Source organism: candidate division KSB1 bacterium, from assembly GCA_022566355.1.
Taxonomy (GTDB): Bacteria; Zhuqueibacterota; JdFR-76; order JdFR-76; family DREG01; genus JADFJB01.
The window spans coordinates 1-15,870 of record JADFJB010000109.1 but is presented as its reverse complement, the minus strand read 5'-3'; the positions used below and the strand labels follow the sequence as shown (position 1 = coordinate 15,870).

At 39.8% G+C, this 15,870-nt stretch carries 14 protein-coding genes and 1 CRISPR repeat array; of the genes, 12 read left to right on the top strand and 2 right to left on the bottom strand.

Annotated features, from left to right (window positions below):
• The first annotated feature begins 29 nt into the window (after positions 1-29).
• The 10 genes from IIC38_16110 to IIC38_16065 all read left to right on the top strand — a co-directional run bounded on the left by IIC38_16110 (position 30) and on the right by IIC38_16065 (position 11,204).
• Complete coding sequence (locus IIC38_16110; protein ID MCH8127461.1) at positions 30-266, top strand: hypothetical protein; 237 nt, start codon at positions 30-32, stop codon at positions 264-266.
• Between the two features lie 304 nt (positions 267-570).
• A complete protein-coding gene (gene trpE, locus IIC38_16105; protein MCH8127460.1) occupies positions 571-2,049 on the top strand; it encodes an anthranilate synthase component I in 1,479 nt (492 codons plus the stop codon).
• Positions 2,030-2,605 carry an aminodeoxychorismate/anthranilate synthase component II gene (locus IIC38_16100; protein ID MCH8127459.1) on the top strand — a complete coding sequence of 192 codons (576 nt, stop codon included), beginning with the start codon at positions 2,030-2,032 and terminating at the stop codon, positions 2,603-2,605. Before trpE ends, IIC38_16100 begins: the two co-directional genes overlap by 20 nt.
• 444 nt (positions 2,606-3,049) lie before the next feature.
• A complete protein-coding gene (purD, locus tag IIC38_16095; protein ID MCH8127458.1) occupies positions 3,050-4,327 on the top strand; it encodes a phosphoribosylamine--glycine ligase in 1,278 nt (425 codons plus the stop codon).
• 16 nt (positions 4,328-4,343) lie between these two features.
• Positions 4,344-5,267 carry an NAD-dependent epimerase/dehydratase family protein gene (locus tag IIC38_16090; protein MCH8127457.1) on the top strand — a complete coding sequence of 308 codons (924 nt, stop codon included), beginning with the start codon at positions 4,344-4,346 and terminating at the stop codon, positions 5,265-5,267.
• Between the two features lie 373 nt (positions 5,268-5,640).
• A complete protein-coding gene (locus tag IIC38_16085) occupies positions 5,641-6,816 on the top strand; it encodes a sigma-54-dependent Fis family transcriptional regulator (protein MCH8127456.1) in 1,176 nt (391 codons plus the stop codon).
• A complete protein-coding gene (locus IIC38_16080) occupies positions 6,794-7,306 on the top strand; it encodes an LptE family protein (protein ID MCH8127455.1) in 513 nt (170 codons plus the stop codon). Before IIC38_16085 ends, IIC38_16080 begins: the two co-directional genes overlap by 23 nt.
• Before the next feature lie 145 nt (positions 7,307-7,451).
• A complete protein-coding gene (locus IIC38_16075) occupies positions 7,452-8,945 on the top strand; it encodes a tetratricopeptide repeat protein (GenBank protein MCH8127454.1) in 1,494 nt (497 codons plus the stop codon).
• A gap of 10 nt (positions 8,946-8,955) precedes the next feature.
• The gene (locus tag IIC38_16070; GenBank protein ID MCH8127453.1) at positions 8,956-10,029 is read left to right on the top strand and encodes an aminopeptidase P family protein; all 1,074 of its coding nucleotides are present in this window, start codon (positions 8,956-8,958) and stop codon (positions 10,027-10,029) included.
• Between the two features lie 287 nt (positions 10,030-10,316).
• The gene (locus tag IIC38_16065; protein MCH8127452.1) at positions 10,317-11,204 is read left to right on the top strand and encodes a glycosyltransferase family 2 protein; all 888 of its coding nucleotides are present in this window, start codon (positions 10,317-10,319) and stop codon (positions 11,202-11,204) included.
• Between the two features lie 111 nt (positions 11,205-11,315).
• Here IIC38_16065 and IIC38_16060 read toward each other — a convergent pair whose 3' ends face one another.
• Positions 11,316-11,846: an N-acetylmuramoyl-L-alanine amidase gene (locus tag IIC38_16060; protein ID MCH8127451.1), complete on the bottom strand. Its 531-nt coding sequence runs from the start codon at positions 11,844-11,846 to the stop codon at positions 11,316-11,318.
• 282 nt (positions 11,847-12,128) lie between these two features.
• On the bottom strand, positions 12,129-14,117 hold the full coding sequence (locus tag IIC38_16055) for a sodium-translocating pyrophosphatase (GenBank protein ID MCH8127450.1): 1,989 nt from the start codon (positions 14,115-14,117) through the stop codon (positions 12,129-12,131).
• Between the two features lie 428 nt (positions 14,118-14,545).
• Positions 14,546-14,812: a CRISPR direct-repeat array (repeat unit 31 nt; unit sequence GTCTCAATCCCTGCCCCCGCAGGTCAATTCC).
• A 501-nt stretch (positions 14,813-15,313) separates the two neighbouring features.
• Here IIC38_16055 and IIC38_16050 point away from each other — a divergent pair.
• Together IIC38_16050 and IIC38_16045 are read left to right on the top strand one after the other, a co-directional pair.
• Positions 15,314-15,643 carry a hypothetical protein gene (locus tag IIC38_16050; GenBank protein MCH8127449.1) on the top strand — a complete coding sequence of 110 codons (330 nt, stop codon included), beginning with the start codon at positions 15,314-15,316 and terminating at the stop codon, positions 15,641-15,643.
• Positions 15,643-15,870, top strand: a 228-nt coding sequence (locus tag IIC38_16045; protein ID MCH8127448.1) for a tail fiber protein, incomplete at its 3' end; no start/stop codon positions are given. The genes IIC38_16050 and IIC38_16045, both read left to right, overlap by 1 nt.

Below are 15,870 nucleotides of genomic sequence, written 5' to 3'. Positions count from 1 at the left end.
ATCGTGATTTACTTGTATGTGGAATAAGCATGCAATTGAAACAGTACATCAAAGATTTTGACGAAATAATTTCTCCTCCTGACGATGATTTTCAGTCAAGCGGCTTGTTGTCTAAATCGGTAATACGACTTGGCTTTCTAGCCGTACTGCCGCGTAAAAGCATAGCTGGTGCAATTGGTTCCATTCTAGGTAAACGTCACAAGCGTGTACTAAGAAACCCTAGCAATTATCTGGCTGGTAAGAAATTGGTCAAGCATCGAAGCTAAGCCATGTAACTTATCATAAATTATCTCAACCACCGGCATTATCTGAGTAAAAAGGCCGTTTATAACCCACTTCCCAGCTTTCACAAAGATTTAACTTGACAACTATTTCTAAATTGTATAATTTGTTCAAGCAAAGTAAAATCAAAAAAATGAATAACTTTAAAACATACAATTCCGATAACGATTCCTGGTGGTGGTATAGTAAACTATGTGGAATTTGTATGTCCTGATATTAAAAATCAATGATGAATTTACAAAGCCCACTTATCCCGGTGGGCTTTTTTGTTGTGAGTAACTTATGGCCATGACTTTCGAACAATTTGAAAAATTAGCAAAACCCAGGACAATAGTCCCGGTTTACCGCAAGTTGAATGCCGACTTTATCACCCCGGTTATTGCTTATCTGAAAATAAGAGAAGAAGGAAGTTACTCCTTCTTGCTCGAAAGCGTAGAAAAGGGGCAGCAGCTAGGCAGGTATTCATTTATCGGCCAGCAGCCATTTCGGGTGGTTTCATCCTTAGATTCCCAAACAGTCATCGATGAGTTTAATGCAAACCACATTGCAAAGAATAATTACTTTAGTTTGCTGGAATCCTATCTTAAAGAATATCAATCGATTTCCGTAGAAGGGCTGCCCAAATTTACCTGCGGAGTACTAGGATTCGTTGGCTATGATATGATTCGATCCATTGAAACACTGCCTGAGCCAAAACAGGATAAAATAGGCAGCGAAGATGCTGTAATGGCATTTTATGACAACCTGGTTGCTTTCGATCATTTGAAGAATGAGGTAATCCTTATTGCCAATGTTTTTGTCGATCAGGATAGCCATATACCACATTTGTACCGTGATGGGCAAAGAAGATTGGATCAGTTGTTGGAAAAATTAAACCGGCCATTTTCCGTTGAATTGAATTTTTCGGCATCATTGGATCAATTCAAGAGTAACTTTAGTGAATCGGAATTTGAAGAAGCTGTCCGGCAGGGAAAGGATCATATTTATGCCGGTGACATTTTTCAAGTGGTTCTTTCTCAACGGTTTGAGGTAGCGTTTTCCGGCGATCCTTTCCAGGTTTACCGGTCATTACGAACCGTAAATCCGTCGCCATATTTGTATTACCTTGATTTTGTCGGCTACCAAATTATCGGATCTTCGCCGGAACCGCTCATTCGGGCAGAAAAAAACAACCTGGAAATTATTCCGATTGCCGGCACACGGCCAAGAGGGAATTCCAGCGAAGAAGATAATAAGCTGGCTGATAGTCTGCTGCATGATCCGAAGGAACTTGCGGAGCATATCATGTTGGTCGATCTTGCCAGGAATGATATGGGCCGGGTATCCAGGCATGGCAGTGTTAAAGTAAGCGATTTCAAAACCATCGAGCGTTATTCCCATGTGATGCATATTATCTCAAGAGTGACTGGAGAATTGAAGGAAGGCTTTACATCTGTCGATGCTTTTAAATCTGCATTTCCGGCAGGGACTGTTTCCGGCGCTCCGAAAATACGTGCCATGGAAATTATCCATGAATTAGAAAAGCAGAAACGAGGAATTTATGCTGGCGCAATCGGGTATTTCGATTATTCCGGCAATATGGATATGTGCATCGCAATTCGAACCATAATTGCGAAGGATAACAAACTGTACTTGCAGGCTGGAGCAGGAATTGTAGCGGATAGTATTCCTAAAAACGAATACCAGGAAACCATCAATAAAGCGCTTGCTTTACGCATGGCAATTGAAAAAGCAGATGAGGGAATCCATGATTTTATTTATCGATAATTACGATTCATTCACCTACAACCTGGTTGATTATTTTGGCCAATTAGAGCCATCCTTAAAAGTGGTGAGAAATGATCAGATTACTCCGGATGAAATCGCAGAATTACAACCGGCTGGAATTGTAATTTCTCCTGGCCCCGGCACGCCAGACAATGCCGGAGTGTGTTGTGATGTCATTAGACAATTTTACCAGACCATCCCGATTTTAGGTGTATGTTTAGGCCACCAATGCATCGGACAGGTTTTTGGTGCAAACATTATCCGGGCTCCGGAACCGGTGCATGGTAAAACTGCTTTAATCCGGCACATGGGAAATGAAATATTTGCAGGAGTTCCATCGCCATTTGCAGCAACGAGATACCATTCGTTAATTATAGACCGGAAATCTGTGCCCAATGAATTGCAAATTACCGCAGATACCGAAGATGATTTGATTATGGCTATCCAACACAATATTCACCAGGTTTATGGCGTTCAATTTCACCCTGAATCCATTTTAACTTCGGAAGGTTTCAAGATCATTGCGAATTGGCTGGAAAAAACGCAGGCTTTTTGATAATTAAGTTAGCCACCGAATTAGACGGAATCATCTCTGAATCTCAAAAAATCGACGTTTTCTAATCCTAAATAAGTTATATTAATGTCGGGTGTGAATCTAAAACCTGGCAGGTTTTTTCTAAGAAAGCAATAAATTCGTAAAAATATGGAGTTAGAAACCTGCCAGGTCTATTTGCACATTTCATGAATTACAAAGTAAACAAGGATAAAATATTTTTAAAGGATTCGAATTTGGAGTTTTGATTTTATCTTGTTACGGGATTCGAAATTCGGTTTTAGGATTTTGAGATCATTTTTGCATACCGTTTTGCAAACCAATCCCGGATGAACCTTAATTCTAATCTTATTGAAATCGTCCGAATCATTTTAAGGATGATCGCATTGGCATAACTCTATTTGTAAAATTATCTTCTTAAATTGATAAAATTTTGAAAGGTCCGAAATGAAAGTCCTGGTCATAGGTAGTGGCGGAAGAGAACATGCCTTGGTTTGGAAAATCAAACAAAGCCCCTTACTATCCGAAATTTATTGTGTCCCCGGAAATGGCGGGATAAAAGAGTTGGCAGAATGTGTGTATATCTCGATGGACGATATTTCAGGGTTGTTGGAATTTGTCCGGAATAAGGATATCGATTTTACGGTCGTCGGGCCTGAACAGCCATTGGCTTTGGGCATTGTGGATGCGTTCGAAAAAAACAATTTGAAAATATTTGGCCCCAATCGCAAAGCCGCCCAATTGGAATCCAGCAAAGGATTCGCGAAACAATTTATGCAGAAATATAAAATTCCTACCGCACAATTTAAGCTGTTCGACAATTATCATGATGCACACAGATATGTTCAAACACAGGGTTGCCCCATAGTCATCAAAACGGATGGCCTCGCTGCCGGAAAAGGCGCTGTTGTTTGTCATGAGGAAGATCATGCATTCAACACTTTGAAAGATATGATGCTAAACGAAACCTTCGGAGAGGCGGGCAAAAAAGTTGTTATCGAAGAATTTCTAACCGGTGAAGAACTTTCAGTGATAGCTATTACCGATTCTAAAATCATACAACCCTTTGTACCTGCCCAGGATCATAAGCCGGTCTATGACGGAGATCGAGGGCCAAATACCGGGGGAATGGGTTCTTTTGCACCGGTTCCTTTTGCGAATCAGGATTTTATGAATCGGGTTCAAGAGGAGATATTGGATCCGGTTCTTGATGGACTTGCCCGGCAAGATATCGCTTATAAAGGAATTTTATATGCCGGACTAATGGCAACACAAAGTGGACCGAAGGTTATTGAGTTTAATGCACGGTTCGGTGATCCGGAGACACAAGCTATTTTGCCTTTGTTAAACATAGATTTATTGGAATTATTGATGTTATCTACCGAAGGAAAATTACCAAACAAGTCGATAACCATTAGAGACGGATATTGCACCTGTGTGGTTTTAGCGTCCGAAGGTTATCCTGGAAATTATGAAAAGGATAAAATGATAACCGGCCTGGAACCGGATCCTAATAAGGACACAATTATTTTCCATGCCGGCACTAAACTGCAGGATGGCAAAGTATTTACAAATGGTGGACGAGTTCTGGGTGTTTCGGCGTATGGAAAAACATTGAAATCGTCAATACAAAAAGCGTACGATGGTGTTGAAAAAATTCAATTTGATGGAATGTTTTTTCGAAAAGACATCGGACAAAAAGGATTAGAAAGTTTAGAATATTAGATATGGAGCTCTGAAAATGAAAATACTTGTAACTGGCGGTGCTGGTTTTATAGGATCTAACCTGGCGGATGCTTTCATAGAGGCTGGCCACCAGGTGGTTGTAGTTGATAATCTTTACATGGGCAGGATGACCAATTTACATCCTGATGTTAAATTCTATTTGATGGACATTCGAGCCGCAGAGATAGAAAAAGTATTCGAAACAGAAGAAATTGATCTGGTTTATCACCAGGCAGCGCAAATGGATGTTCGGGCATCTGTGGAGGATCCTTTGTTTGACGCCAGTGTTAACATTTCCGGCAGTTTAAATTTATTACAGAATTCGGTAAAATATAAGGTGAAAAAGTTCTTGTTTGCTTCAACAGGCGGAGCGATTTATGGAGAGCAAGACTATTTTCCGGCAGATGAAGATCATCCCACCCGGCCGTGTTCTCCGTATGGTATTACCAAACTCACTGTCGAGAAATACCTGAATTATTACCAACAAGTATTTGGCTTGAATTATACCATTCTACGATATGCCAATGTCTATGGTCCACGACAAAATCCCCACGGCGAAGCTGGTGTGGTTGCTATTTTTATCCAGATGATGATGGCGGGAGGTCAGCCTATCATCAATGGAGATGGCAAACAAACCCGTGATTATGTGTATGTTAAGGATGTTGTGCGAGCAAACTTGCTGGTCCTTGAAAATGGAGATAATGAGATATTTAATGTCGGCACCGGATTGGAATCAGATGTCAACCAGATTTTTCGTGGCTTAAACGAATTTTGTGGCAACAAAACGCCTGAAAAGCACGGACCTGCAAAAGAAGGTGAGCAGATGAGAAGTGTTGTTTCGTATGCTAAAATTAAATCGCATCTTGGCTGGGAACCGGAAGTCCTTTTTACAGATGGCCTTGCAAAGACCGTCGAGTATTTTCGAAAAAAGGAAATGTAATTGACGTCTTTATAAATCCAGATGGTTCTTTGCTTGCTATAAATAATTAAATATTAGTCAGTCTAGAGAGAATTCCAAAACCAAATCTAAAATATCAAATAAGTTTGTCCCGGACTTGTTCAGGAATCACGAAACTCAGATATGAATGATCAGAATTTTAGCATGGGAATTAACTTAAATATTTATATTGGGTACATTATTACAAACCAATTCCCGAATGATTATCCAATTTCACTTGATTTTACTTGTTCAACTGGTTACATTTCTATTATAAACAACCTGTTAGGAATGTTGATATTTGTCGTTTATTCAGATAAATTGCAATATACTATTCAACATATAAATTGATATCTTCCAGGAACGTTTAATGAATATGCCTAAAGAAGTAGAACAGAAACGAAGCATCGGATTATTACCTTCAAATAACCTGGGTATTTTGGGTAAATCGGTTGTTATCCATCAACTCAGGGAAACCATCAAACAAGTGGCTCCAACAAATATTCCTGTCCTTATTGAGGGTGAAAGCGGCACTGGCAAGGAACTTGTAGCAAAAGCGCTGCATCAATGCAGCCCCAGAAGTAATAAAGTTCTATTTACAGTCAATTGTGGTGCAATACCGGAAGGCATTTTAGAGAGCGAACTTTTCGGACATCAGCGCGGTTCGTTTACGGGAGCAGTTGAAACCCGTAAAGGCTATTTTGAACTGGCAGATAACAGCACTTTATTTTTAGATGAAATTGGTGAAATGCCTCTTTCTACCCAGGTAAAATTATTGCGGGTTTTGGAAGAAAAAGAATTTATTCGTGTTGGTGGAGGTTCTTATCATAATATCGATGTTCGCATCATTGCTGCTTCTAATAAGAACCTGGAACAGGAAGTCCAGTCAGGTAATTTTCGCCAGGATTTGTTTTATCGTCTAAATGCTGTGAGAATCGTGCTTCCGCCTTTACATTCCAGGCCGGAAGATATTCCCGAATTGATTGGTAAATTTGTTGATGAATTCTGTGAGCAAAACCAGTTTCAATTTGAAGGATTTACACCGGAGGCCACTGAGTTATTACAAAAATTAGAATGGCCGGGTAATGTACGGGAGTTGCGTAATGTTGTCCAGAGGGTTATTATTCTTGAACGCGGCAAGCAAATTAATGCTGCAAATTTAGAGAAGTTTATTTATGATCAAAATTCAAATATTCGAGCGCTTCCGGTTCCTACGCGGGTCCCTTCTGAACAAGTAGAACGGGAATTAATTTATAAAATTTTACTAGAGTTGAAATCTGATTTAAACCAGATCAAACAATTTATGTTTTCGCAAATCATACAACCTAAAAAATTGGCGCCTGGAGATATGGGCAGTATTTTTCAGAATGTCGATCCTATTGATGAAGTGAGGCCGAATGAAGAGTTACGATCGCTCGAAGAGGTTGAACGAGATTTGATTAGCCGAACCCTGGAAAAAACAAATTGGAGTAAACGAAAAACGGCTCAAATTTTAGGAATTAGTGAACGAACATTGTATAGGAAAATCAATGAATATAATCTTCAGGAATAAGATTTTTAGATTTTTCATCACAATCTGTTCATGCGGCTTTCTTTCTTGTGGTCCATATTCATTTTCCGGCAGTTCAATACCTAGTCATATCAAAACGATTGCCGTACCACTAGTAACTGATCAAACCTCAGAATTTGGGGTCAGAGAAAACTTGACTGACGCTATCATTAATGAAATCACTGAGGATAATTCAATTAAAATTGCCAACGAAGCCGAAGCTGATGCAGTTGTTACCGGAAAGATCATTTCTTTAACTGATCGCGCAGATACATTTTCTGCTGATGAAAATGTCGAGTCTTATCGGGTCTACATTACTGTAGAATTTGCAGTTCTGGACCGAAAGAATAATACAAACCTTTGGAAGGAAAGTTGGTCACAATGGGGACTTTATAAATTGAGTGACGGTAACGAAGCACGGCAAGAAGGGATCAAAATTGCAATCGAAAAAATAGCCGAGGATATTTTAAATAAAACCGTTTCCGGTTGGTGAGCAAAAAGTTTTGCGCATCACGAATAACTTTCAGTAAATTATAATGGATATTAAAATTAACAAATTGTTTGGATTACTGTATTAATGGTAATATGTGTCAAATGGAATCTAATAAATTGCATAAAAATCCGAATCCGGAGGGACCATGAAAAATTTAGCAGATGAAGTTGATCGATTACAAAAATTATTAGCGCAAGATTCTCGTTCAATAGAATTTGCAAGATTGGCGGACTACCTCCTTGAGATGAAAAAAACCGATGAAGCCATTGAAGTGTGCCAAAAGGGATTAGACCAGCATCCACAATATGCGAATGCTCATTTCATCCTTGGACGTTGTTATTTTGAAATTGGGGATCTCGATGTCGCTGAAAGCGAGTTCAACAAAACCCTGCTTTACGATGCTGAGCACATTAATGCCCACCACTATCAAGCCAATATTATGAAAAAGAGAGAGTGGCAAAACGCGCACGTACTTTGGGTTAAGCGGGCTTTGGCAATAGATCCTATGGATAGCACAGCTCTGTTAATGCTGGATAATTTTGAAGTATCCAAAGAGTCTGAACCTGAATTAGCAAGTGAAACTCCGACAGACACCCTGGTAGAAGAACCTTCGGAAGCTTCACCTGAAGACCAATTTACAGAAATTGAAAAAACATTTTCCGAATCTGAAGAACAGCCTGAAACTGAATTGGAACAGCCGGAATCCGAATTTATAGTGGAAGAAGAAACCATCGAGATGGATGAAGATTTCAGTGATAAGGATTCGGAAACAATTGAGGAAATTTCTGATGAGGTTGAAACGGTTTCCGATGAGATAACCGAAGTAAAGGAGATAGAAGAAGAGGAAGAGAAAGAGGAAGAGAAAGAGGAAGAGAAAGAGGAAGAGAAAGAGGAAGAGAGATCCGAAGATCAAGATGAAAAGAAATATGAATTCATTTTAGATGATATCTTTAAACCGGAAAGAGGAGAAGAAAGTACGGCTGTTGAAGAAGACATTTCGGAAATTGAAGAACCGGCAGAAAAAACAGTGATGCAAGAAAGCCAGGGTACCGAAGAAACAGAAGGTGTAACCGAAATGGAAGGAAGTCAAGAGAGTGAGGAAACAGTTGCATCTCTAGATGAGGCCGATGCTACTCCTGAAGATATCAACTTAGAGCAAGAATCTGAGACTCAAAAAAATGAACCTGAAATGTCCACTGAGGAAAAAGAGAAAATTGCTAGTAAGATTTTCGGAGACGACGATTTAGTGGTTGAAGAATATATTGATAATGATGAAGACGAAGAGGACGATTACTTTAAAGATCTAGTAGATGATAAGGAAGACACTTCTCCGGAACCTGAATCTGAAGAAAGTTTAGAAGAATCTAAAGAAACAACCTCTGTTGAAGAGTTTACCAGTGAAGAAAAAATAGAAGGTCCCCATCAAGAACCATCTCCAGAGTCCCAACCTGAACCGGAGACGACACCTAAAAAAGATCCAATTGTTACGGCAACCCTCGGAGAGATTTATGCCGCCCAGGGACATTTTAGCAAAGCCATTGGTGTCTATGAAATTCTCTTAAGAAAAGATCCTGCCAATGAACATTATAAAACAAAGGTAGAAGACCTAAAAAAAAGAATGGAGGAAGAAGAGAGCTAATAATAATTTCATGAGCCATTCCAACAGAATTAAAACACTACGGGAAATCCTTATTGAACAGAAGTTGGATGGCTTCCTGGTTACCCGGCTTATCAATGTCCGATATTTAACCGGCTTTTCCGGATCTAATGGCATCTGTTTGATTACAAATTCAGATGCTTTTTTTATGTCTGATAATCGATATGAACAACAGGCTAAAGATGAAGTTAAAGAATTTTCCATTCATATTGGTAGAGGTTCACTCTTTGATTTGATCCAGGAACTAAATATTAACGTTAGTTCACAATTTGGGTTTGAATCAGATACTCTCACTTATAATCAATTCGAAAAAATATCAAAATTGTATCCAAATATAAAATGGCGGCCATATGAAAGAGTAATTGAAAATTTATCCATCGTGAAATCACAAGAAGAAATCGGTTATATTCGAAAAGCAGCAGAAATGGCTGATAGGATTTTTTCCGATCTTGTTGGCCTTATTCATGCCGGAATGCGAGAAAATGAGGTTGCCGGTGAAATAATTGGGCGAATAAAAAGAATGGGAGGAGACCGCTCAGCTTTCGAACCAATTGTTGCAAGTGGTTTGAGGTCTGTCTTACCGCATGGGATTGCATCAGAAAAATTGATTGAACAGGGTGATTTGGTGGTGCTCGATTTTGGTTGTGTTGTAAACGGCTATGCAAGCGATATCACTCGAACGATTGTGATTGGCAACCCGAGCCAAGAGCAAGTAAAAATTTATAATATCGTCCGGGAAGCGCAGGCTCAGGCGCTTCGATCAATAAAAGCGGGCGTAAAATGTAATGAGCTTGATGCAGCAGCCAGGGAGCTAATTAAAAACGCCGGCTATGGCGAATATTTTGGGCATGCATTGGGTCATGGGTTGGGGTTAGATGTTCACAGTGAGCCGAGAATCGCAACAGAGATTGATCATGCCATTCCGGAATATGCTGTCATTACAATCGAACCTGGAATTTATGTGCCGGAACTTGGTGGGGTGCGAATAGAAGATGATGTATTGGTTCGGAAAAACCATGGAGAATTACTGACACACGCTACCAGAGATTTCATAGAAATATCTTAATCCATTGGCATGAAACTAGTTTAAGTCATACGATATCGGTTACAACTTTATTAAGAAATGACCAATTCACAAATGACAAAACTCAAATATATATCATTAAACAAATTATCAAAATCCAACATATGGTTAGATGATTGTGTGAAATTAGATTCATTTTCATCTTGCACTTAACCGGTAGGTAATTGTTTTTTCAAATTTGAAATTTATTTGTGATTTGATAATTGTAATTTGTGATCTTTCGAATTGTGGCCGTAATTGAAAACGAAAATATTTTCAACCTTTAGAGAATGATGACCCCAATTCTCTCCATAATCATTGTAACTTATAATCATTCCAATGAAATAATTGAATGTCTTGAAGCCATTGATAAAAATTATTCTGTGCATCCGTTGGAAATTTTCGTTGTTGATAATTCTTCAAAAGACAGTACGATTTCAGTAATAGAACATTTCATACAATCAAAACAGAATCAAAATAGAACAATAAATCTAATTCAAAATGTGGTTAATGTAGGATTTACACAAGCTGTTAATCAAGGGTTGAACCAGGCTACCGGCAAATTCCTTTTGTTGTTGAATCCGGACACTAAAGTCGAGGAAAAGGCTGTGGATTCCATGATGCAATTTTTAAGTAATCATCCTGGTGTAGGTGCAGTAGCGCCGCAATTACTTTTCTCGGATGGATCAATTCAGCCCTCATGTCGCAGGTTCCCTCGTTATCGGTTTGTCGCTTATGAATTGCTGGGCTTGTCTTATTTTTTCCCAAACAATAAAATATTTAACGGTTGGAAGATGGGAGATTTTGATCACAACGCGATCAGAGTAGTGCAACAACCCCAGGGTTCTTGTTTGATGATCCCAGGTGAGGTAATCCGCGAAGTAGGAGAGTTGGATGAGAGATTCTTTTTATTTTTCAGTGATGTCGATCTCTGCAAAAGAATTTGGAGAAATGATCATAAAATTTATTTTTATCCACATGCAAAAGTTACGCATCAAAAGGGTAGTTCAATTTACAGGGCAAGGGCAAAATTGACCTGGCAATCCCATTTGGATTTTATTCGATATTTTCTGAAATGGTACCGGTTGCCCTGGCTTTGGATCTTGAATATTTTTGGCGTTCCTTTTTTACTAGTCCTGGGTGGTTTGAGGTGGATGTTTTATCGACTGAATGATTAAGATGGAATTGAAAGTTTATATGGAAGAAATCAACCGAATTAAAAGCTCAAAAAAAGCCGGCTATATTCCCAAAATATTTTTAGCTGCTATATCGCCACAACAACTTCCGATTCAGTTTAGAAGTGTGTTCACTTTTTCGATTAGACTTCCATCTTTCATATAGGAATACAAATTTTTGCCGGGACAAAGTGTCGAGGGGACGAAATCTTTATGGGATTTTATTTTATCTGTATTCAAGCCAAAGGATTTGCAAAGTGCAGCCATCAATTTTACAACGGCATCAAGTTGCTCGGAAGAAATCTCTTGCTCTTCATAGTTTCCGATCACTGAAATTAAGACATGCCCGGTAGGATCATATTCTGTATTTGTATCTCCCTTATATTGAAGAGGTCTTCCTTCCCAGGTTTTTCCTTTTAAGTCGATTAGGAAATGGTATGGGATATCCGGCCAATTCCTCTCACTGCGGCTCCATTTTTGAATGTTTCGCATATATTCAGGAATCGGTGTATCACCTTCAAAAACCACACCACTATGATGAAGGGTGATGAATTTAATTTTATGAGAGGTGTATCCGGAATCAATTGGGAGGGATTTCCAATCATCTCTGGAATGGATTGCGATATCTAATTTATTTGGTTTCAAAGTTGATTTACTAGAACATCCATTATAGTAACATAGTGAAAATACAAATAAGAAGAAAAACTGTTGATTCAATTTTATCAAAATTTCTTGCTTAAATCTGGATAATTCATGAAACGTAAAGTCGAACCGCACATGTAGAAATTTACAACCTGCCAGGTCTTTTTGGATTGAATAATCCAGGTTAATCGTTCATTTATCAATTTAATAAATTTAGGATAATAAAAAAAGACCCACGATAATCATTATCATGGGTCTAATATACGTGAGATATTAAATCTTTCTTTAAAACAATCCAATAAACCATTCATGCATTTTTAGCAGAACAGGGCCAAAAACCAGTGAAACAACCGAAATCAGTTTTATTAGAATGTTCATTGATGGGCCTGAGGTATCCTTAAAAGGATCACCAACCGTATCTCCCACAACGGATGCCTTATGGTTGTCGGAACCTTTACCGCCCAGGTTCCCTTCTTCGATATATTTTTTGGCATTATCCCAGGCGCCGCCGCTATTACTCATCATAATAGCCAACAAAACGCCAACTGTGGTTGTCCCGGCAAGCATCCCGCCAAGCGCTTCCACACCTAGCAGAGTACCGACTATGATGGGCGAAACCACCGCCAAAACACCAGGTGCGATCATTTCTTTCAAAGCGCCCCGAGTCGCAATATCGACGCAAGTTGCTGTGTCCGGCTTTGCTTTTCCTTCCATTAAACCGGTAATCTCACGAAACTGTCGTCGAACTTCCTCAACCATTTTGAAAGCCGTTCTACCAACAGCCTGCATTGTAATTGCGCCAAAAATAAATGGCAGGGTGCCTCCCAACAGCAGACCAATAACAACCGGGGCTTTGGTTAAGCTAATGGACTCAAGACCAACCGTTGCAGTGTAAGCTGCAAATAATGCCAGGGAAGTTAGAGCGGCTGAGCCTATCGCAAAGCCTTTGCCTATAGCTGCAGTTGTATTTCCAATTGAATCTAATTTGTCGGTAATCTTTCGAATATCCGGACCCATTTTCGCCATTTCTGCAATTCCACCGGCATTGTCAGAAATAGGACCATAGCCGTCAACTGACATGACGATACCAATAGTTGCCAACATACCAACAGCCGAAATTGCAATACCGTAAACACCATTGGTTTCGTACGCGACAAAGATTGCCGCACAAATTGCGAGCATCGGTAATCCCGTGCTTTTAAAACCTACAGACAACCCTTCGATAATGTTGGTAGCCACGCCGGTCTTGCTGGCTTCGGCTATATCCTTGATGGGTTTTCCGGAGGTGTAGTATTCTGTGAAAAGTCCAATCAAAGCGCCTGTTACGATTCCTGAAACGACTGCCCAAAATGGGGCCAAAGAACCAGTCAAAGCTGGTACAAAGAAAAAAGCGCCTATGATCAAGAGGATCATTGCTGAATAAGTAGAGTTTCGCAGAGCGGCTTGCGGGTCCGAGTTTTGGAATATTCGCATGACAAATATGCCAATGATGGATGAGACCGTTCCCATAACGATAAGACCGATTGGCAATGCCATAAATTGGAATCTCATTTCCGGGGAAAATGTGAAAGCGATGGCGATTGCCGCCACCACTGAACCTACGTAAGATTCGAAAAGGTCAGCGCCCATACCGGCTATGTCGCCGACATTATCACCAACATTGTCGGCAATAACGGCTGGATTTCTTGGATCATCTTCAGGGATACCGACTTCGACCTTACCCACCAGGTCTGCGCCGACGTCTGCTGATTTAGTGAAAATTCCACCGCCGACCCTGGCAAACAGGGCGATTGAGCTGGCTCCCATAGCAAAGCCATTTATGATTTGCGGATCCTTGAAGATTAAATAATAAATTGACAGTCCCAGTAATCCTAAACTTGCTACGGCCATGCCCATCACGGCGCCGCCGCTAAAGGCGACCATTAGTGCTTTGTTAGCCCCTTCTGTCGCAGCTTGGGCGGTTCGCACATTCGCATGGGTTGCGGCATTCATGCCGATATAACCGGCAATCATGGAAAAAATTCCACCCGTTAAAAATGCCAGGGCGGTGTAAATACCTATCGCTTGCCATAAGACCACGAAAAGAATGGCAAGAAAAATTGCCAGGGTGCGGTATTCGCGATTCAAAAACGTCATTGCCCCTTTGTGAATCTCTGCAGCAATCTCTTTCATGATGTCGTTTCCGGAAGGATAGCGTTTGACTTGAAAATATATAATGAATGCAAACACCAGTCCCAAACCACCGACATATGGGGCAAAATTGTCTAAGCCCATTTAACCTCCTGTAATTTAATGAGTTTGTATATCAGGTTTTTTTTGAAATAAAGTAATATATAGGGTATGGCCTTTTGAAATTCAAGGAATTTCTGATTGATTACAGTAATTTAAAATATTGTGAGTGAACGACTTGAAAAGTAAATCGGATAGATTTTTAATTTGATTATTGAAGGTTGATTTTATTTTTATTCAGAGATATTTTTGTCTTCTCATCTTTTGCCACAGACTTACACTGACTATTGCCACAGACTTACACTGACTATTGCCACAGACTTACACTGACTATTGCCACAGACTTACATTTAGACTCCTGTCTCCCTTTCACTATTTCTCCTATTCTATCTTTTTGTCACGCTCTCCAATCATACTGGAATTATCAGTTTTCGGCGGTTTCACGTTTGCCGTCTGCCGTTTCACGTCTCACGTTAACAATCCCTGCCCCCGCAGGTCAATTCCAAAATTCCCACCATCGTAATCTGTGTAATTATTGCAGCTGGGTTCGTCTCAATCCCTGCCCCCGCAGGTCAATTCCAAAATAAATATGGAGGAAAAATTTAGCTAACAAGTTAAATTGTTAACTATGTGTCTCAATCCCTGCCCCCGCAGGTCAATTCCCAAATGCACAGTGGTGGGTTGTATTGGTAATAATTGCAGCCGTCTCAATCCCTGCCCCCGCAGGTCAATTCCCAAATAGCATATAAATCAATGGGTTAAAAATCCAGTATTTTATCAATTTTAATTTCTGTGTTTTCTATCCTGGTGTATTTATTCAAGTTATGCTGCCTTTTTTAAAATCTTCGCAAATCGCCGCTCAAATGTGGTCATTTTAGTCGATAACAAACGAGTAAAGATGGGTTAACTATATATAAATTATAAGTTTAGCTGCATATTAAAATCTTCGCAAATCTTCCAGAATTTTATTAATCAAAACGTATCACTTAGACCTAATGAACTAATTGCAGTTGGTCCAGTTAGGGCGACAACAAGAACCGGTACAAGTTTACAAGTCATCGGGGCATCAGGTATTGATACGGGCAACTTTGGAATAAGAGGCTTACCACTAGCTCAAAGAGCCATAACAAGGGGACAAACAACTTTAATCGGTTCATTTACCACGCCAACAGGAGGAACTAGATTTATTCGTGGTTCTTCTGCACTCTTTGACAGGTTAGCCCAAAATCTAGGGTGATAATATGGGAGCCTTAGACAGCTTAGTTTTATTGGGAGTTTTTGGATTAGTGGGTTATTTCTTAATCTTCAAAAACCCCTTAGCTAATGCAACAAAAGATATTATTGATTTACCACGCCAGGACATAACAAGCCCCAAACAATTCGGATTTAACACTACTAACACATTAGGGTTAATTGATTCAGCCCCAGGGCTTACACCATTCCAAACAGCATTAGCAAACCTTAGAGATAATTTATCAATAGGGGGTTTATTATTTCAAGGAAGTAATACGGACCCTATACAATTACCAAGACCATTAAGCCCAAATAGGTTAAGAGGTCTAAGAAGATAATGGGAACTTTCGAATCAACGGCTAACGTAGTAGCTCAAGGCTCTGACCCTGGCAGTTTAGGCGGGGGGGCTTTATGGTCTAACACAACCACAGAGACATTATTTAGAAGAAATGATGCAAACACGGCTTGGATAGGTCAATCTGAAATTGGCATGATTGCCATGTTTAGCGGGCTTGTTGCTGCAATTCCCACGGGATGGCTTAGATGTGACGGGGCAGCAATTTCA